Source organism: Deltaproteobacteria bacterium, assembly GCA_016183235.1.
In the GTDB taxonomy this organism is placed as follows: domain Bacteria; phylum UBA10199; class UBA10199; order DSSB01; family JACPFA01; genus JACPFA01.
This window is the reverse complement of record JACPFA010000030.1, coordinates 1-19,913: the sequence shown is the minus strand read 5'-3', so window position 1 is coordinate 19,913 and position 19,913 is coordinate 1. Positions and strand designations below refer to the sequence as shown.

Sequence of the window (19,913 nt, the reverse complement as noted above, 5' to 3'; positions counted from 1 at the left end):
GCGGCTGGGCCCCTCTGTCATTGCGAACACAGCAGTGTGAAGCAATCCCTTCTGTCTAACCGGTGAGATTGCCACGCCCGTTGGGCTCGCAATGACAGAAAGTCCATGCCCACTAACCCCATATGAGGGTCGCCGCTGGAGCGCCGGGGCAAAAAAGAGATCCCGGCCACACGCTTGTATGCTTGTTAAAAACTCCTTATTATTAAAGGGTCCTGCCAACCGCCTTGGCTACGGCACGCAATTGCTGCATGCCTTCCGCAAACATTTCAAGCGTCAAAGACTGCATCCCATCGCTCCAAGCCTGATCCGGATTAGGATGAATCTCCAGCATGATGCCATCACTCCCACAAGCAATGGCTGCCATCGCCATGGGAATGACAATATCTCGAATGCCCGTGGCATGACTGGGGTCAACGACAATCGGCAAGTGCGATTCTTTTTTCAAAATGGGCACGGCGTTGAGATCTAAAGTATTGCGCGTCGCCGTTTCAAAGGTGCGAATGCCCCGTTCACACAAAATAACCTGGGGGTTCCCCTCCGAGAGAATATATTCCGCACTCATTAACCATTCTTGAATGGTAGTTGCCATCCCCCTTTTGAGCAAAATAGGTTTTTTCACCTTGCCTAGTTCTTTCAAGAGAGAAAAATTCTGAATATTGCGCGCCCCCACTTGCACTACATCGGCATAATGCTCCACCAATTCTACATCCCGTTGACTCATCACCTCCGTAACCACCGGCAAACCCGTAGCTTGCCGGGCCAAGGCTAACAACTTTAACCCCGCTTCGGCCAAACCTTGAAAACTATAGGGCGAGGTTCGCGGTTTAAAAGCCCCGCCTCGAATCATATGCCCACCGGCTTTTTTCACCGCCAGTGCCGTGCGCAGAATTTGTTCTTCACTCTCCACACTGCAAGGGCCGGCCATCACAATTATTTTGTCTCCGCCGATGGAAAGATTCTTGTGAATTTTAATAAGGGATGGTTTTTTTCTTAATTCTTTAGAAGCCAGTTTATAAGGTTTGCTAATGGGAATAACGGCCTCTACCCCTGGCACCGAGTTTAGGGCTAAAAGATCGGCCTTCTTTTTTTCGTGGCCGATGGCACCAATAACACAGCGTTCTTCACCCTCAATCACATGGGATTTAAAACCCAAGGCCTCTATCTTTTGGGTTACATGCTCCACCTGAGCGTGACTGGCCCCTACTTTCATGACAATGATCATTATCCTCTCCTTTATTAAGGGAATGTTAAAAAATGTCATTCCCGCGGAGGCGGGAATCCAGAACTGTTTAAAATCACTGGATCCCTGCTTCCGCAGGGATGACAGAAAGTGCATTTTTCAACATTCCCATTAGGGTATATTCTCCTTATTCGGAAGATCCTTGGCAAGTATCTTCCTTTTAGGCTAAGTTAGACCTTTATGTACCTAAAAAAAGAACAAATTGAGCGGCTCAGTCATTTAGCATTGATTGTCCTCGAACAAAAAAAGCTCATTGAGTTGCATGCGCCCCGCGACCAAATTATAAAATTAATTCACAAAGCAATCATCGACGTGGTGGATGCTGAAGAAAAAATCAATCAAGAGGCCGAGGGCCTGCTTAAACAATACGCAAATAAAATGGGGGCATCCTTTGATCGAGAAAAAATGCTTCAACTCATTAGGAAAGAACTTACGAAGAAATACAAATTAGATGATTAAATGAGAAATACTGAAGATTGCCACGCTCGCAAACGGTGCTCGCTCGCAATGACAGGTAAATTAAAATGAAACTTTCTGAAGAAAAAGCCAAAATACTTGCCCACCGGGTTTGGAAATCACTCGGTGCTGAAAAGTCGGCTCATTTGGTCGATAGTCAAAAGGCCTTGGCTGCCCTGCGCGAGGTTTTTTTAAACTATGCGCATAAGGCCGATGAAATCGACCGAAAGGTCCGGGAAAAAATCACTTCGCTACGACGCAATGTCGCCCCGGGCAGCCCGGAATGGGAAATCCTCTACCATAAGTATTTCGAAGAAGAAGCTCACAAACACCTCTAATTCAAAAAAAATGTCCATTTGCGAGCAACGTGCATTGACAGAGGCCGTTGAATGCTTATATTAACTGCCAGATTGAGCCTGTGAATCAAGCGGTTTTTTAAATTAACTTAATAATTTCATATACTTATTTCATAATGGAGGATAAGCGCTATGTCTAAGAAAATCAAAATTCGCCCCTTGCGAGATCGTTTACTCGTAAAAAGGGTAGGAGAAGAAACCAAAACCAAAGGCGGAATCATCATTCCCGATACAGCTAAGGAGAAACCCCAAGAGGCTGAGGTGATGGCGGTTGGCAGTGGTCGCATCGACGACTCAGGCAAAACCATTCCCCTCGATGTTAAAGTTGGGGACAAAGTACTGTTTAGCAAATATTCCGGAACCGAAATCAAACTAGAAGGCGAAGAATATCTCATTTTACGCGAAGAAGATATTCAAGCTGTTTTAGTTCAGTAATCTAAAAATTTCTAAATTTCAAAGAGGAGAATTATCATGGCAAAAGTGATTATTTTTGAAGAAGAGGCTCGAGGGAAGATCCTGAAAGGGGTCAACATCCTAGCCAATACCGTAAAAGTAACCTTAGGTCCCAAGGGCCGTAACGTGGTGCTCGATAAATCGTTCGGTGCCCCCACTATCACCAAAGATGGTGTGAGTGTGGCCAAAGAAATTGAACTCGAAGATAAATTTGAAAATATGGGCGCACAAATGGTGAAAGAAGTTGCCAGCAAAACTTCTGACGTTGCCGGCGACGGGACCACCACTGCAACCGTATTGGCCCAAGCCATTTATCGCGAAGGCGTTAAGTTGGTCGCCGCAGGTATTAACCCCATGTCGATTAAACGCGGGATTGATCAGGCCGTCGAAGTTGCGGTGAAAGAGTTAAGCAACATTTCTAAGCCTATCAAAAATGAAAAAGAAATTGCCCAAGTGGGTACCATCTCGGCCAACAACGATAGTGACATCGGCAAGATTTTAGCCGAGGCCATGTCGAAAGTGGGTAAAGAAGGCGTCATTACGGTGGAAGAAGCCAAAGGCCTTAGCACCACTCTCGATGTCGTTGAAGGTATGCAGTTTGACCGCGGTTATCTCTCGCCTTACTTTGTAACCGATGCCGAACGCATGGAAGCCGTGCTCGACAATCCTTTGATTCTCATCAACGAAAAGAAGGTCAGCTCCATGAAAGACCTATTGCCCGTGTTAGAGCAAGTGGCCAAATTGGGTCGATCGTTGTTGATCATTGCTGAAGATGTTGAAGGCGAAGCCTTAGCCACTTTGGTGGTCAATAAACTTCGTGGTACCTTGAGCGTTGTCGCGGTTAAGGCCCCAGGCTTTGGCGATCGCCGCAAGGCCATGCTAGAAGACCTTGCTATCCTCACCGGTGGCAAATGCCTAGCTGAAGAATTAGGCATCAAGTTAGAAGAGGTCACCTTAGAAGACCTTGGTACTTGCAAACGCCTAGTGGTTGATAAAGACAATACCACCATCATTGATGGCGCTGGCAAAAAGAAAGAAATCGAAAGCCGAGTGGCTCAAATTCGCGCCCAGGCCCAAGAAACTACTTCTGACTATGACAAAGAAAAACTCCAAGAACGTTTGGCTAAACTCGTGGGTGGCGTTGCCGTCATCAATGTTGGAGCCGCAACCGAAGTAGAAATGAAGGAAAAGAAGGCCAGGGTTGAAGATGCGCTTCACGCTACTCGCGCAGCCGTTGAAGAAGGCGTGGTAGCAGGTGGTGGGGTTGCCTTAATTCGCTGCATCCCTGCAGTAGAAAAGCTTAAGGCCTCCGAAGAAGAAAGACCTGGCGTCACCTTGCTTATCCGCGCCCTGGAAGAACCGGCCCGCCAGATTGTGGCCAATGCTGGTGTTGAACCATCCGTTGTCGTCAATGAAATCAAGGCCAATAAGGGCAACTTTGGTTACAATGCAGCCCGCGACAGGTATGAAGACTTAGTCGAAGCGGGTATCATCGATCCCACTAAAGTTACTCGTACGGCGCTCCAAAATGCGGCCAGTATCGCAGGCCTCATGATCACAACCGAGGCCCTCGTTGCTGACAAGCCCGAGGATAAGAAAGAACACGCTATGCCTCCGGGAGCCGGTGGGATGGGTGGGATGGGTGGCATGGGCGGCATGATGTAATCGACCTCTTGCATAACCTGCTGCGCGACCCAATGACTTCGTTGGGTCACCCCAAAATCCTCACGTATTTCCATATACGCTGCGGTTTTGGGGCCCCGACCCGCCTTGTCCTTGGGTCTGCTCGCGACGGTTCTGCAAGAGGTCTTGTGCGTCGCTCCTAGCGCAACCTTTTGCTAAGGCTCCTACCAACAAGTAGGCGCCTTTTTTTTGCCTAAAACCCTTTAAACATTTGACAGCTTAAACTTTTCACTGCTACATATTGCCCAACAAATTTTTAGCAAAAAGGATCCCTATGAGAAAATTCTTGGGCCTTCTTCTCACCCTCATCTGTTTATTTTCCACTCAAACCGCTTGGTCGATCGATTACTCGCTGCACGGCTATTATCGGGTTTTTTTAGATTGGTCGCTTGACCTCGACACTCAACACGCCAGCACCTTTGCCCAAGGCAATCAAACCGGCAATAACCGTTTTACCCACATTCTTTTTGCCCAACATCGCATGCGCCTAGAACCCACCTTGAAAATCAACGATAATCTTTCTATCCACGGAACTGTCGATGTGCTCGACAATGTCTTATTTGGCCAAAACGATATCAATTCGATCAGCATCAATGACCCCATCGCTGGAACTTTACAACTCCCCGGTGGAAATGGCGCCTTTGGTGTCACCGGAGCTGGCGCGGGGGATATTATTACCGGTGGTGGCGGTTCAATCAATGTGCGCCGTTTATATGTTGATATTCTAACTCCGGTCGGCAAATTTCGCATTGGGCGGCAACCTTCGCATTGGGGGCTGGGGATCATCTCAAATGATGGCAACGGCATGTTTGACAAATTTGGTGATACCTTTGATCGTTTCCTCTACGTTGGTAAGGTCGATTTTAACGATACCAGTTCTCTGGCCCTAGGGCTCATCACTGATTTTGCTTTTAATGCCCAAGAAGACCCTCAGCTAACCGGGCTTACCCAACGGATCGTAGGTTTTGAAAGTGGGACTTACCAATTAGCCGGCTTTGCCTTGTATCAAAGGCCTCATTTTGAAATTGGGACCTTTGGCGGGGCCCGCTTACGCAAAGGCACTAATGCCCGTATTGCTAACGGCGCCGTCGATGACAATGGGGCCAGTGTTGCTGGAGCACTCGATGGCAATACCAGCACATGGTTTGCCGATGTTTACGCCAAATTTGAAAAAGGCCCCATCACGGCCAAAGTGGAATATGTGCACTTGGGAGGGAAAATCAGCACTGGCATTTGTATCAACGCCTTTCAAAACGTCTCGGGGACAAATCCGGTTCCCGACCCTCTGTGTTTAGATGGTTCTAATCTCTTAAACGTCAACATGGCTGCCCTTGAAGTTGAAGGTAAACACGATTTTGGTGGTAATTGGAAATTAATTTCGGGTTTTGCCCAAGGCGACTCCTCCCCTCTTTCGCACAATATCACTCAATTTGGATTTAGGCCCGACTATGATGTTGGTCTTTTGTTGTTTAATATTCCCATGGGTACCTCCCCTGCTGTTCAGGTCAATGGCGATACTAAATTGGGCAATGTCCCCATTACAGGCAATCGAGTTAACAATGCCATTTATGTAGGGGCTACTTACATGCACGAGTTTGATGTCTCTCGCGCCATTCCCCAGGCTCAATATTTAAAAGTCGGTGCGCATGTAGTTACCGCGTGGGCCCCTTCACGAGTCATCAATCTTGATTTTGGTGAAATCACGGGTGCTACGGGCGCCCCCACTTTTATCAATAAAAGTCGTTGGTATGGGGTTGAAGGTGACTTGATTGTCGAAGGTAAATTTTTTGACCACCTAACCTGGAATTTAACCGGCGGTTTATTTTTCCCGGGCGGGGCTTACGATATTCGCAACGACGCCGCTGCCAGCAATCAAATCTTTGGCATTCCGGTGAATGCGGTTATTCAAGACACCGCCGAAATGGCTTATGCGGTTCGCAGCACTTTATTTTTAGAATTTTAACCAAAGATTTTTCGGATAAGCCACGCGATCGGGTCGTAATAGCGATCAACCACCCGTTCTTTGATGGGGATGATTCCATTATCGGTAATACTGATGTGTTCGGGGCACACCTCGGTGCAGCACTTGGTAATATTGCAATAACCTGAACCAAATTCTTTTCTGATTTGTGGGATACGATCGGCTTGATCGAGGGGGTGCATTTCAAGACCCGCCAACCTGATCATAAACCGCGGGCCTACAAAATGATCTTTTTCATTCCTATCGCGCAGCACATGACAAACATCTTGGCAAAGGAAACACTCAATACATTTTCGAAATTCTTGGATACGATCCACATCTGCTTGCTTCATCCGATAATTGCCATCGGGATCACGCGGCTTGGGGTTTAGCGGGGAGATGCGTTTATTTTGGCGATAGTTCCAAGACACATCGCACACCAAATCTCGTAAAATAGGAAATGTTTTTAACGGCTGGATGGTAATTTCTTCATCGGGTTTGAACGAATTCATCCTAGTCATACAGGCAAGGCGTGGCTTGCCATTAATTTCCATACTACAAGAACCGCATTTGCCGGCTTTACAATTCCAACGGCAGGCCAAATCACCGGCCTCGGTGGCTTGAACTTTGTGAACGACATCTAGCACCACCATACCGGGATCCATGGTAACTTCGTAATCTACAAAACTTCCCCCGGTTTTATCACCACGCCAAATCTTAAATTTACGCTTGTCGGCCACTCTATTTGCCCTCCAATTCTTCTAAGCTTGCATAAGCAATCTTAGCCAACTCCACTGGCGGTTCGCCCCTGGCTTCTTTTCTTACCTCCATGCCACGCTCCCCTTTTTTGATGATGATATTATATTTCACCCATTCGGGGCTTTCGTCGGGGTAATCAATTCTCGTGTGCCCACCCCGACTTTCTTGCCGCATCAATGCCGCCCGCGCAACGGCCTCCGATACCGTCACCATCGAAGGTAGCGAGATGGCTTGGTTCCACCCTGGGTTATATTGAGATGCACCGGGGGCTTTTAATAACTTCAAACTTTCTTCGAGCTGTTGCAGCTCGGCAATGGCCTTTTGCAATTCGGCCTCGGTTCGCACAATGCCCACATATTGCCCCATAATTTTTTGTAATTCTTCGTGAACCAGATAAGGGCTTTTGCCCGACTCTCGTTTTAAACAAGCCGTGGCCTGTTGAATCACCGACTCCACCTGCTCGGCTGACAAGGCCGGTATTTTAGCTTGCTGCTTGGCATAATTGGCCGCACCCAGCCCCGCTAAACGGCCAAACACCACAAGATCGGAAAGCGAATTTCCACCCAAACGATTGGCGCCATGGAGCCCCGCCGCGCATTCCCCACAGGCAAATAAGCCCGGCACATGGGTCTCTTGGGTTTCCCAATTCACCCTTAAACCGCCCATAAAATAATGGGTGGTTGGCCCCACTTCCATGGGGTCTTTGGTAATGTCGAGTTCGGCTAGTTCTTTAAATTGATGATACATGGAAGGGAGTTTACGCTTAATCACATCGGCAGGCAGACGCGAGGCGATATCTAAAAAGACTCCGCCATGGGGAGACCCTCGGCCTTCTTTCACTTCTTTGTTGATGGCCTTGGCCACCACGTCTCGAGTTAAAAGTTCGGGCGGCCGCCTGGCTTCTTTATCACCTTGGAGCCAGCGGTTGGCCTCTGCTTCAGTGTCAGCGGTCTCAGATGCAAATTTTGGGGGAATGTATTGAAACATAAACCGTTCCCCTCGGTTATTGAGTAAAATCCCACCATCGCCCCGCACCCCTTCCGTCACCAAAGTCCCTTTAACTGAAGGCGGCCACACCATGCCCGTGGGATGAAACTGCACAAATTCTAAATCCATCAATTCAGCACCGGCTTCATAACCCATGGCCAGCCCATCGCCGGTATATTCCCACGAATTCGAGGTGATCGGCCAAGCCTTGCCAGCCCCACCCGTGGCAAAAATCACCGCCTTGGCTCTAAACATCACAAATCGCCCGGTTTCGCGCCAATATCCCACCAACCCCGAAACCCTTTCGCCATCTTTGGTGATCGATAAGGCCGTGCACTCCATGTGAATATCCATAGGTTGATGAATGGCATAATCTTGCAAACTGCGAATGAGTTCCAACCCCGTGCGATCACCCACATGCGCCAAGCGAGGGTAACGATGGCCCCCAAAATTACGTTGGCTAATCAAGCCATCTTTAGTGCGATCAAAAACAGCACCCCATTCTTCTAGTTCGCGCACTCGATCGGGTGATTCTTTGGCGTGAATTTCAGCCATGCGCCATTGATTCAAAAATTTCCCACCGCGCATGGTATCACGAAAATGAATTTTCCAATTATCACGGGAGTCAACATTGCCCAAGGCCGCTGCCATTCCCCCCTCGGCCATAACCGTGTGGGCTTTGCCCAAAAGCGATTTACAAATTAAAGCGGTTTTCACCCCTTGTTTGGATGCCTCAATGGCTGCCCGCAGCCCCGCCCCGCCGGCCCCCACCACCACGACATCATATTCTAACGTTTGGATTTCTGAAACATCAACCATATCGATCAGCCCCAAGTGCTAAAGTCATGAAAGATACCCATGGAAACCATGCGCACATAAAAATCAGCAAAACCCACCCAAAAAAGCGACAACCATGCAAAGAGCATATGATGACTATTTAAAAAAGAGACCTTTTTCCAAGCCCCATGACGCACCTGTTTGGTGGCATCACAAGAAAAGCAATCCAGTTTGCCCCCAATCAAATGACGAAAGGAATGGCAACCAAAGGTATAACAGGCGAGCAAAGTGGCATTGAGGAGCAAAACCAAAGAACCTACTCCCACCCCAAACTTGCCTTCTCGAAAAAACGCCATAAAGGCATCATAATAAAGGATGAAAATAAAAATAATTGCAAAATACATGGCATAGCGATGAAGGTTTTGAAAAAGTAAGAGCCGGGTTTCACCTCGGTAGGGTTTTTTGCTTAAGGGGCCTACTGCACAGCCCGGAGGGGTGGCAAAAAAGGCGCGATAATAGGCCTTGCGATAATAATAACAGGTGACTCGAAAAGAACCCGGAAAAAGCAAAATAAAAAAAGCGGGTGATGCGGGTAAAATCGCTGGCCACCATGTTGGCCAAGTCCCAAACAAGGCATGTTCTAACGGAGCACTACCTGCTGCCGTAGGATCAATAAAAAATAAAGGGGAATATAAAGGGGACAAATAAGTGCCATACCAATAATGATTGCCCTGAAAAGCCGCCCAAGTGGTATAAACCACAAAACCCCCTAACCCAATACAAGTTAAAAGGGGAGCCGCCCACCATCGATCTTTACGTAACGTAGCCCCAAACCCTTGCACATGCCCCGAAGTCAAAACTTGCGTACTCATTGCCTATTTGCTCCTTTTCAAAAAACTAATTACCGCTATCCCAGCGAGTGTCAACTGCTTATCCTTGCTACAACAGTGATAAGATCTAAATGATTCTCATCAGGTAGAGAGATGACCTAATCGAGCAAATCCTGCATAATCCGAAAAAGCTCTTGTTCCTTATAAGGGCGCACCAACACTTTATTGGCCCCCACTTCCTTAGCCTTTTTTTCTAAATCAATGGCTTGAGCGGCGGTGATTAAGATGACCGGAATATTTTTAGTGGCAAGACTCGAACGAATACTCCGACACACTTCCCAGCCATCCATTTTAGGCATCACCACATCAAGCAAAACAATATCAGGATTAAACTCCCCCACCTTTTGCAAACCCATGGCGCCATCGGTTGCTGTCTCGACAATATATTTCCCAATGGCCTGTAAACGAGGCGATAATAATTCCAACATGTCCACTTCATCATCGACAATCAGAACCTTTTTCTTGGTTTCCATATTTTTATCCTAGTTTGCGGTGGCTGCCGTCACAAAAAGGCGGCGTTGCCGTATGTTTGCAGCCACACCAGGCCACTTTTTTTGCTTCAGTAATCTCTACCTTGACTGGTTGAATGCCCGTGCCAGCATGAGAACCATCACAATAAGGCTGATTTTTTGATCTCCCACAAGCACACCAAAAATATTTTTTTGGGCTCAAATTTTCAACATAAGGCGCCTTTTGCGCAACGACTGCCTCCGTCATAAAAATTCCTCCTTCCAACTAGGCATAACTTTAATAACTCCCCTGGCTTCGATTCGTCAAACGAATATTCTTACTATTCCCTGCCATCTGCTTGACTTTATAATTAAAAAGGTTATCCCCTTAAAATTCTCACTTTAACCAGGAGCTCCCATGAAACTTTATGTCTTTCCCCCCTCCCCCAATACTCGCAAAGTTTTAGCTGTGGTTCATCATCTTGGCTTGACCCCAGAGCTTGTTTTTGTGGACCTTGGTAAGGGCGAGCAAATGAAACCTGATTTTATTGCTGTCAACCCTAATCACATGACACCAGCCCTCGAAGACAATGGCTTTCTGCTTTGGGAATCCAACGCCATCATGCAGTATTTATGTTCCCAAAAAACCAACACTCTTTGGCCGCAAGACCCTAAAACTCAAGCGGATGTGGCTCGTTGGCTTTATTGGCAATCGGCCCACTGGGACTATGCTTGCAACCCTTTCACCTTTGAGCGCGTCGTAAAGCAATTTATGAAGTTAGGGGATCCCGACCCAAACAAGCTCAAAGAAGCTGAAGAAAAATTTAAACGCTTCGGCACGGTGTTAAACGATCATCTCAAGGGCAAAAAATGGTTAGTGGGTAGCGATGTTACCTTGGCTGATTTTGCCGTAGCTGCACCCTTGCACTATGCCGCCATGGCCCAAATGCCGCTTGAACCTTACCAAGAGATTAAACGCTGGTACGCTCAAGTAGAGCAACTTGAAGCCTGGAAAAAATCTGCCTCTTAATCGATTAATAAAGGAGAGTGGTTGATGATTACGGTTATTGCTGGGTCAGATCGCAAAGATTCTTCTACGTTAAAAGTTACAAATTTAGCACTCAATTTCTTAAAAGGAATTTACAACCCGGTTCAATTAATCGATCTTCACCAATTTCCCCACGAACTTTTTCGACCCGAAAATTACGGCAATCAAAACCCTAAGTTTAAACCTTATCAAGATTTAATTCTTAAATCCGATGGTATTTTGTTAGTGATCCCCGAATATAATGGCAGCTTCCCGGGGGCATTAAAATATTTCATTGATCTGCTTAAATTCCCCGAGAGCTTTAACAACATGCCCTGCGCTTTTATCGGTGTAGCGGCTGGCGCCTTTGGGGGCCTAAGGGCCGTTGAACAAATGGAGGCGATATTGCACTACCGATTGGCTAACCTCTACGGCCAACGGGTATTTTTTCAAAGAGTGCAAGACAAATTAAGCCCCGATGGTAGCCAAATTGTTGATTCTTTTCTTAAAAAATTATTTGAAGATGCCTTGACCGGCTTTATAGGCTGGGTACAAAAACTCCAAAAATAATTTTACACCCCCTTTAACTTTCTTTTCGTCTTTCTAATCCAATAGAGGGACTGTTGAGAAATGTCATTCCCGCCCCTGCCTGCGCAGGGGTAAACTCCGGCGGGAATCCAGAACTGTTTGAAATCACTGGATCCCTGCCTTCGCAGGGATGACAGAGAGCGCATTTTTCAACGGTCCTATGCAAGGTTAACCTTATGAAATCAAAAACTTTTTTATTAATACTCTTTCTAGGAATATGGGTTTTAGGGCTTTCGCAACCTGTCTTGGCCAAAAATATTGATAAGCCCGACAATACAGAAATCCAAAACCCGAGCGAAGACAAACCCAAAAAAGAAGAAAAGCTCAAAACCAAAAAATCCCACAAAAAGAAATATAAACCTGGCCCCATCGTTGGCCACCCCGGCGAGGAATGCGGTGGTGGTTGATCCTTTTCATTTGGCTTCTAACCCAAAATTAGGCTACAAATATCAAAATCATTGGGAGGGCTATTATGCGCATGATTAAAATTTTATTGATTGGAATTGTTCTCATTTCAACTTTATCTGAGGCAAAGGCCGACCCCGTCAACATTCCAGCTGGTGTTGAAAAACTTGTTAATGATTTTATGGGGGCACTTTTAATCCCAGTCGCTGAAGATGCAGAAAAAGCCATCCTCCCTTATCTACACAGCACACTAATTAACTCAGAAAAAACTGGGCTAACTCGTGATGTAAAGGAATTTGGTTTTAAAAAGGCCCATGGCAATGCCAAACTTTTTACTTACCCTGTAAAAATTGAACGCGTCCAAAAATTCGACCAAGATGGAATCAGCTTAGGCAGCCAAAAAGAATTGGGCGACCTTTACAAAATCTTCATTACGAAACCTGGCCAAATGCCAGCCCCATTGCATGTCTTTATTCCCAAAGACGGCAGCAAACCCATGATCACTTATATTGGTAATTTGTAGGCAAACAAAGACCAACTAAGAAACCTTTCTTTTCAACTTATCAATTGATTGGGCAAGCAGCAACTTGATCAGGGCTTGATAGGGGATATCTTGTTGAGAGCCCATTGCCTTGAGTTCGTTTAATAAGGCAGAAGGTAATCGAATTGAAACAACTTGCGTGGGGGGGGTACGGCAGGAAGTTGTAAACCTAAGTCTTCAAAACGAAGCTGTTTGGTAAGGTCAATCATTCCCGATGTATCTTGTTCATCGTAGATTTTAATTTCATTTTTGCTTTGCTTCATATTTTTTTATTTTTCTTCATAAATCTTTCTTTCTTTTTTAGATGCACTTCTTGCTGTGATAATCCTAACTTTCTTGCGCATTAATTGGAGGGACATTGCTACCGACAAGCTTGAGGACTATCGGCTAATTTTCTGGCACCTTCGTTGGTGGGGTCGCTACCTAGAAAACAAAACTTGCCATCTTGATGGCGAATGACAAAAAGTTTGCTGACCTCTTTAGATTTAGACAGCTCAGGGCCCTGCCCCGTAATTCGGATAATCAACGCCGTAAGTTTTTTGGCATCGCTATAACGCCACTCGAGCACCTTCCCCCCGACATAGGGGAACCCGCCGGGGGCATGATTAAATTCGTCAACCCGCATATCATAAATTTCTTTGCGTTGTTTTTTGATCACTAACCAACTTCTTGCATCCCCACCATCAACGATAATTTCATAGCCCTCTCGGCCTGGGCAGCTCATGGTAAAATAATCGATCTCGGCTTCAGGATCTTTGCTGCTATCTTGCAACATTTTACAATTTTTTTCTTCAACGCTGGTATAAACCGAACTGGCCGCCCAAAGGGAAGGCGCTGCTAAAAAGAGAACTGAAAAAATCAGTGCTACCAAAAACGTTCTTTTAGGATTCATTTTTAGATTTATCGTATTTCTCAACGAATTTTTTAATATCTTCAACATGCTCTAAAACCAGCTTAGCTTTTTTAACCCCAAACTGAAAAGGAAATCGATCTTCTTCACTATTTTTGAGAACGATCATCGGGTTGCCTTTATATTCAGATTCTTCAACAATGGCCATAAGTACTCCTTTGAAATAGTAACAGCCTCCCTGAATACATCACCATCCAACTATTTCAAGAAAATAAATCAACTATCTTTTGGGCAGGCCTCGCCGCTAGCAGCGGGTTTAATCCCCCACACCAACAAACCTTTAACACCTTCGGTCTCTAAATTATAAGTTTTGAGCAATGGTAGTGGTTTGATAGGAAGTGTAGTTTGATGAAGAATCTTTTGGTTGTCTTCATGATAACCTTTTACAATCATCTCTCGAGTATTGAGATTAATATCGTTGGTGGTACCACAAAGTAAAAAATTATCATCATACCTATAAGTAGCGCCAATCAAATACCAGTCACCTTGTTGAAAACGATATCGGTGAACCATACCCCAGCGATCTCTAGAGCCACCATAATGGGTAATGATCAATACTTTATTTTTGATTTCGATACTTTGTAGCGGATCCCCTAACATGCCCCCACAACGGGCACATAAAATAGCCCCCGAATTTTTCAATTGAACATTGTATTTCCCGGGACTAGTTTGAGAAAGCAAGAGAAGTTGGCGACTAGAATCTTCAAAAATGTCTGTTTCCCCAAAGTTATTTTTGATTATGATTAAAATTAATACCAAATCTTCTAAATTATTATCATCAAGATGACCTGGCACTGTTTTTTCTACCTTCCACCCTGGAGGAATTATTTTTTTGTCATAGCTCTGAGCATTCGCTACGCCTAAAAACAACCCGACTTGCATCAGCAATAGCATGAAGATTTTTTTACTATCCATAGCCATGAAAGATGCTCATCTCTTTGGGAATCTTGGATGGATCCAGTGCCAAAAATATTTACGGACAAACTAAGTTAAGCACCTTGCCCGAGGCCTCTTGCTCAACCCACTCGTCTCTGGCGATGCTCACGTAGCCATTTTTATCAAAACAACGCCATTTTAAGAAAAAACTTTTAGCACAACCATAGGCCGGGTCGCCAATCACCCGATGATCGATCCTATAGGTGCACGATTCCTTGCGACCACAAACCTTATTCACATGCCAGGCATAATCTTTATAGTTGTTGCAGTTAGTCCCGTATTGAGCCATCTCAGCCTGAATCCCCGTATACCTTTGAGCATAAACTCCATGCGACAACCCTAAAACGGCAAAAAAAACAATAAGCAAACCAAAACTCACCCACCCATGTTTCATAAAACCTCCCTTTGATTGAAATACGATTTTATCGAACATGAATAAACTTTGCTACGAGTTTCCCACCCAAACTCATAACATTTTAAAATCATTAGCTAATAAGAGAATCATATGACGGAGGAAGTTCAACTCATTTTCAACATGCCCATAATATCAATTGCTTAATTTCCTCCGGCTTTAATTTTTTAATATTAATTTTATTAAATAATAATTGAAATTAATATTAAGAATAGTTAATATCTTTTCCATGTGGATATCCAGAAATGATAAAAAATCTAGTTTTATCAATATCTTAAATAGTTTAAAGGGTCAGGTTCTTATTGTTAGAGGGGCGAGGCAGGTTGGAAAGACGTCCTTTGTGCTAAATATTTTGGATGGCTTGAAGGAATATCCCCAAGTTTCGATTAATTGTCTCTATGCCACAAGCCGAAAAATTTTGGGACGAAATTATTTGGGGCGGGATTTCTTGGGAGCATCACCCGATGGCACTGATTTGTTGAAAAATCTGGAACAACTTTTTTCACAGACTCCAAATAATCACAAACCTGTTTTGGTTTTTATTGACGAAGTGGATCGTCACCCAAAAATTCTGGAAGCGATCCAGCTTTTGGCAGAATTTTCACCGGATATTAAATTTATTCTTACTGGTAGTAATCTAGAAAATATCACTGTCAAGAACGCTGCAACAGGACGTAAACACTTTTTTGACCTTTACCCCATTTCGTTTTTGGATTTTCTGAATGCATCTGGAAGCGAACAAGAGAAGGCTTATCTCCACAGTCTGACCTTTGGGGGTAATCAACAAACTGATTTTTTTCACAACAAACTGATGGAGCTTGTAAAAACCTACGTGCGGTTGGGTGGAATGCCTACAATAATAGCGGCCTATTTGGAGGAGCGACTCAAAGAGATACCCGAAATTGTGAAGGATCTTACTTTTAGTATTGAAGAAAATGTAAAAGCAGTACTTGGGGAAAAGTCCAAGCTTTACGAATATGAGGATGTTTTAAGAAAATTGGCCATCTTGTCACTGAATACGCTCAAATATACCAACTTGCAGGTTCAGCATGCTGGCCAGGCAGAGGCCAAGCGTTTGGTGAATAAAACAGTGGGAGCCAGAGTAGCGCATAAAATTCGTTTATTAAGAACCGAGCGGGATTTATCAAAATATATTTTGTTTGATAGTGGCATTGCTAACTATTTGCTCAATGGTTCTGATTTACTCAACTACCGGATTCATCCGGAACATTTGGCCATTATGCTTGAAACATTCGTGGGCAACGAAATAATCAGTCAACTGGTAACCCGTGATGATTTATTTTACTGGAAATCGGGCAATCGGGCTGGGCTGGAATTTGTAGTCAGATCCCCAAAATTTTCAGGTATTGATGTTAAAAGCTCAACAGGAAAAAATTTTTCACTCATGAGCTTTGCTATTTTGGAAACACAGGCCGATCTTCTTATAAAAGTTGGTGCTACCAAAATGTTTTATCATTCCGATTATCAAGCCAGTCTACCCAACGACCCTCGCAAGCGCCAAATATCGTTTTTGCAAATACCCCATTATCTTGTTTGCAGGCTGATTGAATTCCTTCAATAATCTGCAAGTTGTATTGGCATATCATACACTTTTCTTGTGATTCCGTTACCTCAACCGCGCTATAACAAATGCGTGGCAAGAATCATATGGCGGAGGAAGTTCAACTCATTCAATCTGGCCAAACTCTGTTAGGAGTGATGTCAAATCTCTCTAAGTCATCGCAAATTTCGTGGTTAGGTTCTAAACCGCAGGTGAGCTGCCAGCGGATCCACGCCCTTTCGGGTTCACTGAATTCTGGGTGGTTACGGGGTGAATACATAATGGAGTTTGTCGCTCGATAAGGGCCATGCATATTGCCATTGCCATCTTGGCCACTAAGATACAAACAGCCTGCTTCCTGAAAATACTGTTCAGGATTAGCAACGCCTAAGGCTCGCAACCACGCATGCCCAGTGTTAGGATCGGGAGCACAATGTGGAAAACCGATGGGGGTGCCAAGTAGTCTTGTGGCAAAATCACTTTTCATCATCTCCTCACGAAGATTGACTGTAAGCGTAGGAACCTCAAGGCCAGCAATTCGTTCAGGCAAGCCTAAAAATTCCCGCAAATCAAAATCTTGATCTAACGCTTGTAAGACCCCTGCCAAACCCTGACGATCGCGGCCAAAATAAAGATCCCATAATCGAAAGGTATGACCGATTTCATGCTCATGAACACGGGTCTGGGCATCAGTAAGTAGGTCTCTCTCAACAGTCCCTTCGTTAATAGCCACATAGGTTCTAGGTGAACTAAAACGGTGAATAAGCCTATCTAATAATTGTTCTACCACCCAATCTTTGAATTCTTCTGAATCATGAAGTAGCTCAGGATTTTCTATGAGTTCATTGACGATGCTTTCCACATCAAAAATTCGTCGAAGTAAGTTATTAACGTTATTTTCAGTGGTGAAACTTGCGATTTCAATATGAGAGCCGTTATTGCGTTCACATTCTGTATTTAAATAATTATTAAAAATAATCTTTCCACCCATGCCTAAAAGTCGAAGCGAAGTTTCAGCTGCATCATTGATATCATCAATGGCATGAAAGGGGTCCGCTGCCCCCGCACACAGCCCTGAAGCACTACGCACTAAGGCCTGGGCAGGGGATGGCACAAAAATCCAAAATCGAATTTTATTCTGAAATCCCGGTTCATTAAAGGGGGACATAGCCAACAAACCATTGCGCCGTTCAATGAAATCTCGAGCGATTTGAATTGCCCTTTCGGCAGATAATAAAGCCCTAGCCGATTGATGGCCGCCTTCACGAAAGTTGTGTACCATAACCACTAAATGATAAGTATTAGCCCAAAAATCATTGGGCTGTCCTTGGGGGTTAAAGGAAATTAGTTGCCCATTTTGAGGTGGATTTGCAGGGGGATCTTTTTTCCGATCACGTCCCGAACAGGCGGCTAAGGTAAGACCTACAATTGCAAGCGCAACAAGGGGGCCAGGCATAATGAAATTCCTCCGTAGAATTCCCCCAATATTTTTATAAACTCTCGATAAGACTTAAGAATAGTTGCTTGTTTTTAAACAACGCACCTTTCGGTTACCCAAATCACGATAATTAAACGTCAAACAGCAAGTCTGGGGGTAAAAGGAGGTATTACATGAAGCTTTTCAATCTTAAAACTTTGGCCGGTTTATCCATAGGAATCTTACTTACCCATTGCGGCGGAAATTCAGACGTGTTGAAAGGAAAAACCTACAAGGTCGATAATCCTAACGAAATTTCGCAAAATTGTGTTTCAGCTCCCAGTGAAATCTCTCCCAACGTCGATTCAGAGACTGTGAATACAACTAGCAGTGGTTCCACAGTTAATAGCGTAAATTATGCCGGAGCTCCCTCGATGAAAAAGATTGTAGACCAAAACTCTCCTTCAGAATCAGAAGCTTCTTATGAAATTATCTTTTCAGAAAAGACCTTTACGGTTGTCCAGGATGGCACCACCGTAAGCACCGGCACCTGGAGCCGGGTAGATCAAGACACCCTTTCGATCACCGCCGACAACGAAACCTTTACGGTTGATTATTCTATTTCTGGAGATAAGTTTATAATTGGAAATCTTAGCTGCTCCAGCTCAGGGGCTACTACTTCTACCTCAAGCTCTTCTTCTGGCACTCATAATTACTATGATTCTAACACCACCGGGGAAAATCAGGATTGGGATCTAGATCTCACCCCAGATCGCTATGACGCCGACCCCTACAATCCCAATGTGCAGTAAAATCGTTCCTCCGTCATACAATTTCTCTAATTTATAAGTGGGTTGACTCATAAGTTGACTTATGGTTGACTTATTTAATGGCTTATATTCCCCATTTTCATGTAACCCAACATCTTTTAAAATTAATTGAAGAGCTCTCTGCCTATCGGCAGAAAATCATTTCTGCCACCCTACAAGTCCCCTGGATCCCCCTTCTGCAACGAGATGCTCGTGCTCGCAATACCCACAGTTCTACAGCCATTGAGGGCAATCCCCTAACTTTGGAAGAAGTTGAGGCGTTAGTAGATGGACGATCCTTGCCAGAAGCAAGTAAGAGAGCTCGTAGAGAAATTTTAAACCAGCTAGCAGGATTAAAATTCATCGAAAAGAACCAAAAGAGAAAGGCTATATCTCAAAGCGATCTTTTTCGACTCCATAAACTCATCGCCACCCATGTCATGGATCAAGGCAAACCAGGGCAATACCGCACGTTTGGCGTGCGAGTAGGTTCTTACCTGCCTCCACCGGCCAAAGAAGTACCCAAACTGATGCAAGACTACTTACAGTGGTGGAACCGAAAGGCACAAGAATGGTCTGCCGTTATCTCGTCAGCTATTTTACATTACCGTTTTGAAGCAATTCATCCTTTTGGCGATGGCAATGGCCGAATGGGCCGAGCCATAGCCCTTTGGGAACTTTACCGGCGGGGTTTTGATACCCATCACATTTTTTCAGTTGATGAGGTTTATTGGGAAAACCGCCCCCGCTATTATGCCCAACTAGATGCGGTTCGAAAATCAAATAGTGATCTAACCGGCTGGCTGGAATATTCAGCCGAGGCACTCCACTTAACATTGGAACGGGTTCTAAAACGTATTGACCGTTTGTCGATAAAACAAATCGGGGGCAAGATTGTGTTGACCAAAAAACAAGAAAAGCTGCTGCATCTGCTTAAAGACAAAGGGGGCATGTTTCCTGCTGAAATTTGGAAAGAACTCAACATTACAAAACAAGGTACAATGAAAATATTAAAACCCCTCATCGCCGCAGGATTGATTCAACGCATCGGCACCCGAAAATCAGGGAAATATGAAATCTTATTGAAATGAAGCATCGTATCAAAAGATCGCATGACGAAGGAACGTTAAATTCAATTGTTACAATGAGTTTAACGTTCGTAAGCGATCACCAAACCCACCCTACACCTTACCTTAAAATCTTGGAATCAATTTTGTGGGGCACGAGTTTTTCGATTTGATCGGCGGTTTGGCATCGGGGCAGTTCAGTCAGCAAGTGCCTCATGTAGGCATAGGGG

Annotated in this window: 25 protein-coding genes; 12 read left to right on the top strand and 13 right to left on the bottom strand. The window is 44.7% G+C overall.

Annotated elements, in window-relative coordinates; all coding sequences use genetic code 11:
* Positions 1 to 202: 202 nt before the first annotated feature.
* Positions 203 to 1,222, bottom strand: coding sequence for a 3-deoxy-7-phosphoheptulonate synthase (gene aroF / locus HYU97_07560; protein MBI2336600.1), 1,020 nt, complete (start codon positions 1,220 to 1,222; stop codon positions 203 to 205).
* A gap of 198 nt (positions 1,223 to 1,420) precedes the next feature.
* Here aroF and HYU97_07555 point away from each other — a divergent pair, with 198 nt between their 5' ends.
* From HYU97_07555 to HYU97_07535, 5 genes are all read left to right on the top strand, one after another.
* The gene (locus HYU97_07555) at positions 1,421 to 1,699 is read left to right on the top strand and encodes a DUF507 family protein (protein ID MBI2336599.1); all 279 of its coding nucleotides are present in this window, start codon (positions 1,421 to 1,423) and stop codon (positions 1,697 to 1,699) included.
* 65 nt (positions 1,700 to 1,764) lie between these two features.
* Positions 1,765 to 2,034 (top strand): DUF507 family protein, encoded by a 270-nt coding sequence (locus HYU97_07550; protein ID MBI2336598.1) that lies wholly within the window; start codon positions 1,765 to 1,767, stop codon positions 2,032 to 2,034.
* Positions 2,035 to 2,196: 162 nt separating this feature from the next.
* Positions 2,197 to 2,487, top strand: coding sequence for a co-chaperone GroES (groES, locus tag HYU97_07545; protein MBI2336597.1), 291 nt, complete (start codon positions 2,197 to 2,199; stop codon positions 2,485 to 2,487).
* A 36-nt stretch (positions 2,488 to 2,523) separates the two neighbouring features.
* Positions 2,524 to 4,170: a chaperonin GroEL gene (groL, locus tag HYU97_07540; GenBank protein ID MBI2336596.1), complete on the top strand. Its 1,647-nt coding sequence runs from the start codon at positions 2,524 to 2,526 to the stop codon at positions 4,168 to 4,170.
* Positions 4,171 to 4,462: 292 nt separating this feature from the next.
* Complete coding sequence (locus HYU97_07535; GenBank protein MBI2336595.1) at positions 4,463 to 6,151, top strand: hypothetical protein; 1,689 nt, start codon at positions 4,463 to 4,465, stop codon at positions 6,149 to 6,151.
* Here the strand turns inward: HYU97_07535 and HYU97_07530 are convergent.
* The 5 genes from HYU97_07530 to HYU97_07510 all read right to left on the bottom strand — a co-directional run bounded on the left by HYU97_07530 (position 6,148) and on the right by HYU97_07510 (position 10,278).
* Positions 6,148 to 6,888: a succinate dehydrogenase/fumarate reductase iron-sulfur subunit gene (locus HYU97_07530; GenBank protein ID MBI2336594.1), complete on the bottom strand. Its 741-nt coding sequence runs from the start codon at positions 6,886 to 6,888 to the stop codon at positions 6,148 to 6,150. The genes HYU97_07535 and HYU97_07530 overlap by 4 nt on opposite strands.
* A gap of 1 nt (position 6,889) precedes the next feature.
* Entirely contained in the window at positions 6,890 to 8,713 is a 1,824-nt protein-coding gene (locus tag HYU97_07525) for a fumarate reductase/succinate dehydrogenase flavoprotein subunit (protein MBI2336593.1), read from the bottom strand.
* Positions 8,714 to 8,718: 5 nt separating this feature from the next.
* On the bottom strand, positions 8,719 to 9,543 hold the full coding sequence (locus HYU97_07520) for a succinate dehydrogenase (protein ID MBI2336592.1): 825 nt from the start codon (positions 9,541 to 9,543) through the stop codon (positions 8,719 to 8,721).
* Between the two features lie 116 nt (positions 9,544 to 9,659).
* A complete protein-coding gene (locus HYU97_07515) occupies positions 9,660 to 10,034 on the bottom strand; it encodes a response regulator (protein ID MBI2336591.1) in 375 nt (124 codons plus the stop codon).
* Positions 10,035 to 10,038: 4 nt separating this feature from the next.
* Positions 10,039 to 10,278, bottom strand: a complete 240-nt coding sequence (locus HYU97_07510) for a CDGSH iron-sulfur domain-containing protein (protein MBI2336590.1) — start codon at positions 10,276 to 10,278, stop codon at positions 10,039 to 10,041.
* A gap of 150 nt (positions 10,279 to 10,428) precedes the next feature.
* Here HYU97_07510 and HYU97_07505 point away from each other — a divergent pair, with 150 nt between their 5' ends.
* The 4 genes from HYU97_07505 to HYU97_07490 all read left to right on the top strand — a co-directional run bounded on the left by HYU97_07505 (position 10,429) and on the right by HYU97_07490 (position 12,553).
* On the top strand, positions 10,429 to 11,040 hold the full coding sequence (locus tag HYU97_07505) for a glutathione S-transferase family protein (GenBank protein MBI2336589.1): 612 nt from the start codon (positions 10,429 to 10,431) through the stop codon (positions 11,038 to 11,040).
* Between the two features lie 24 nt (positions 11,041 to 11,064).
* A complete protein-coding gene (locus HYU97_07500) occupies positions 11,065 to 11,607 on the top strand; it encodes an NAD(P)H-dependent oxidoreductase (protein ID MBI2336588.1) in 543 nt (180 codons plus the stop codon).
* A gap of 194 nt (positions 11,608 to 11,801) precedes the next feature.
* Entirely contained in the window at positions 11,802 to 12,032 is a 231-nt protein-coding gene (locus tag HYU97_07495; protein ID MBI2336587.1) for a hypothetical protein, read from the top strand.
* 71 nt (positions 12,033 to 12,103) lie between these two features.
* The gene (locus HYU97_07490) at positions 12,104 to 12,553 is read left to right on the top strand and encodes a hypothetical protein (GenBank protein MBI2336586.1); all 450 of its coding nucleotides are present in this window, start codon (positions 12,104 to 12,106) and stop codon (positions 12,551 to 12,553) included.
* A 15-nt stretch (positions 12,554 to 12,568) separates the two neighbouring features.
* On the opposite strand, the gene HYU97_07485 is transcribed toward HYU97_07490, so the two are convergent.
* The 6 genes from HYU97_07485 to HYU97_07460 form a co-directional block, all read right to left on the bottom strand.
* The gene (locus HYU97_07485) at positions 12,569 to 12,697 is read right to left on the bottom strand and encodes a hypothetical protein (GenBank protein ID MBI2336585.1); all 129 of its coding nucleotides are present in this window, start codon (positions 12,695 to 12,697) and stop codon (positions 12,569 to 12,571) included.
* Positions 12,673 to 12,834 carry a hypothetical protein gene (locus tag HYU97_07480; GenBank protein ID MBI2336584.1) on the bottom strand — a complete coding sequence of 54 codons (162 nt, stop codon included), beginning with the start codon at positions 12,832 to 12,834 and terminating at the stop codon, positions 12,673 to 12,675. The genes HYU97_07485 and HYU97_07480 overlap by 25 nt, the downstream gene beginning before the upstream one ends.
* A gap of 98 nt (positions 12,835 to 12,932) precedes the next feature.
* Positions 12,933 to 13,463: a hypothetical protein gene (locus tag HYU97_07475; GenBank protein ID MBI2336583.1), complete on the bottom strand. Its 531-nt coding sequence runs from the start codon at positions 13,461 to 13,463 to the stop codon at positions 12,933 to 12,935.
* Positions 13,453 to 13,629, bottom strand: a complete 177-nt coding sequence (locus HYU97_07470; protein ID MBI2336582.1) for a hypothetical protein — start codon at positions 13,627 to 13,629, stop codon at positions 13,453 to 13,455. The genes HYU97_07475 and HYU97_07470 overlap by 11 nt, the downstream gene beginning before the upstream one ends.
* Before the next feature lie 68 nt (positions 13,630 to 13,697).
* Entirely contained in the window at positions 13,698 to 14,396 is a 699-nt protein-coding gene (locus HYU97_07465; GenBank protein ID MBI2336581.1) for a hypothetical protein, read from the bottom strand.
* Positions 14,397 to 14,454: 58 nt separating this feature from the next.
* The gene (locus HYU97_07460; protein ID MBI2336580.1) at positions 14,455 to 14,811 is read right to left on the bottom strand and encodes a hypothetical protein; all 357 of its coding nucleotides are present in this window, start codon (positions 14,809 to 14,811) and stop codon (positions 14,455 to 14,457) included.
* Between the two features lie 247 nt (positions 14,812 to 15,058).
* Between HYU97_07460 and HYU97_07455 the strand changes: the two genes are divergently transcribed.
* Positions 15,059 to 16,411, top strand: a complete 1,353-nt coding sequence (locus tag HYU97_07455) for an ATP-binding protein (protein MBI2336579.1) — start codon at positions 15,059 to 15,061, stop codon at positions 16,409 to 16,411.
* 109 nt (positions 16,412 to 16,520) lie between these two features.
* On the opposite strand, the gene HYU97_07450 is transcribed toward HYU97_07455, so the two are convergent.
* Positions 16,521 to 17,846, bottom strand: a complete 1,326-nt coding sequence (locus tag HYU97_07450; protein ID MBI2336578.1) for a hypothetical protein — start codon at positions 17,844 to 17,846, stop codon at positions 16,521 to 16,523.
* A 155-nt stretch (positions 17,847 to 18,001) separates the two neighbouring features.
* Between HYU97_07450 and HYU97_07445 the strand changes: the two genes are divergently transcribed.
* Entirely contained in the window at positions 18,002 to 18,619 is a 618-nt protein-coding gene (locus tag HYU97_07445; protein MBI2336577.1) for a hypothetical protein, read from the top strand.
* 77 nt (positions 18,620 to 18,696) lie between these two features.
* The gene (locus HYU97_07440; GenBank protein ID MBI2336576.1) at positions 18,697 to 19,707 is read left to right on the top strand and encodes a Fic family protein; all 1,011 of its coding nucleotides are present in this window, start codon (positions 18,697 to 18,699) and stop codon (positions 19,705 to 19,707) included.
* Positions 19,708 to 19,913 lie beyond the last annotated feature (206 nt).

Bases quoted from the DNA above. Each gene is read 5' to 3' on its own strand.
- aroF (MBI2336600.1), bottom strand. From the start codon at position 1,222: ATGATCATTGTCATGAAAGTAGGGGCCAGTCACGCTCAGGTGGAGCAT.
- HYU97_07555 (MBI2336599.1), top strand. From the start codon at position 1,421: ATGTACCTAAAAAAAGAACAAATTGAGCGGCTCAGTCATTTAGCATTG.
- HYU97_07550 (MBI2336598.1), top strand. From the start codon at position 1,765: ATGAAACTTTCTGAAGAAAAAGCCAAAATACTTGCCCACCGGGTTTGG.
- groL (MBI2336596.1), top strand. From the start codon at position 2,524: ATGGCAAAAGTGATTATTTTTGAAGAAGAGGCTCGAGGGAAGATCCTG.
- HYU97_07535 (MBI2336595.1), top strand. From the start codon at position 4,463: ATGAGAAAATTCTTGGGCCTTCTTCTCACCCTCATCTGTTTATTTTCC.
- HYU97_07525 (MBI2336593.1), bottom strand. From the start codon at position 8,713: ATGGTTGATGTTTCAGAAATCCAAACGTTAGAATATGATGTCGTGGTG.
- HYU97_07520 (MBI2336592.1), bottom strand. From the start codon at position 9,543: ATGAGTACGCAAGTTTTGACTTCGGGGCATGTGCAAGGGTTTGGGGCT.
- HYU97_07515 (MBI2336591.1), bottom strand. From the start codon at position 10,034: ATGGAAACCAAGAAAAAGGTTCTGATTGTCGATGATGAAGTGGACATG.
- HYU97_07510 (MBI2336590.1), bottom strand. From the start codon at position 10,278: ATGACGGAGGCAGTCGTTGCGCAAAAGGCGCCTTATGTTGAAAATTTG.
- HYU97_07505 (MBI2336589.1), top strand. From the start codon at position 10,429: ATGAAACTTTATGTCTTTCCCCCCTCCCCCAATACTCGCAAAGTTTTA.
- HYU97_07500 (MBI2336588.1), top strand. From the start codon at position 11,065: ATGATTACGGTTATTGCTGGGTCAGATCGCAAAGATTCTTCTACGTTA.
- HYU97_07495 (MBI2336587.1), top strand. From the start codon at position 11,802: ATGAAATCAAAAACTTTTTTATTAATACTCTTTCTAGGAATATGGGTT.
- HYU97_07490 (MBI2336586.1), top strand. From the start codon at position 12,104: ATGATTAAAATTTTATTGATTGGAATTGTTCTCATTTCAACTTTATCT.
- HYU97_07480 (MBI2336584.1), bottom strand. From the start codon at position 12,834: ATGAAGCAAAGCAAAAATGAAATTAAAATCTACGATGAACAAGATACA.
- HYU97_07475 (MBI2336583.1), bottom strand. From the start codon at position 13,463: ATGAATCCTAAAAGAACGTTTTTGGTAGCACTGATTTTTTCAGTTCTC.
- HYU97_07470 (MBI2336582.1), bottom strand. From the start codon at position 13,629: ATGGCCATTGTTGAAGAATCTGAATATAAAGGCAACCCGATGATCGTT.
- HYU97_07465 (MBI2336581.1), bottom strand. From the start codon at position 14,396: ATGGATAGTAAAAAAATCTTCATGCTATTGCTGATGCAAGTCGGGTTG.
- HYU97_07460 (MBI2336580.1), bottom strand. From the start codon at position 14,811: ATGAAACATGGGTGGGTGAGTTTTGGTTTGCTTATTGTTTTTTTTGCC.
- HYU97_07455 (MBI2336579.1), top strand. From the start codon at position 15,059: ATGTGGATATCCAGAAATGATAAAAAATCTAGTTTTATCAATATCTTA.
- HYU97_07450 (MBI2336578.1), bottom strand. From the start codon at position 17,846: ATGCCTGGCCCCCTTGTTGCGCTTGCAATTGTAGGTCTTACCTTAGCC.
- HYU97_07445 (MBI2336577.1), top strand. From the start codon at position 18,002: ATGAAGCTTTTCAATCTTAAAACTTTGGCCGGTTTATCCATAGGAATC.
- HYU97_07440 (MBI2336576.1), top strand. From the start codon at position 18,697: ATGGCTTATATTCCCCATTTTCATGTAACCCAACATCTTTTAAAATTA.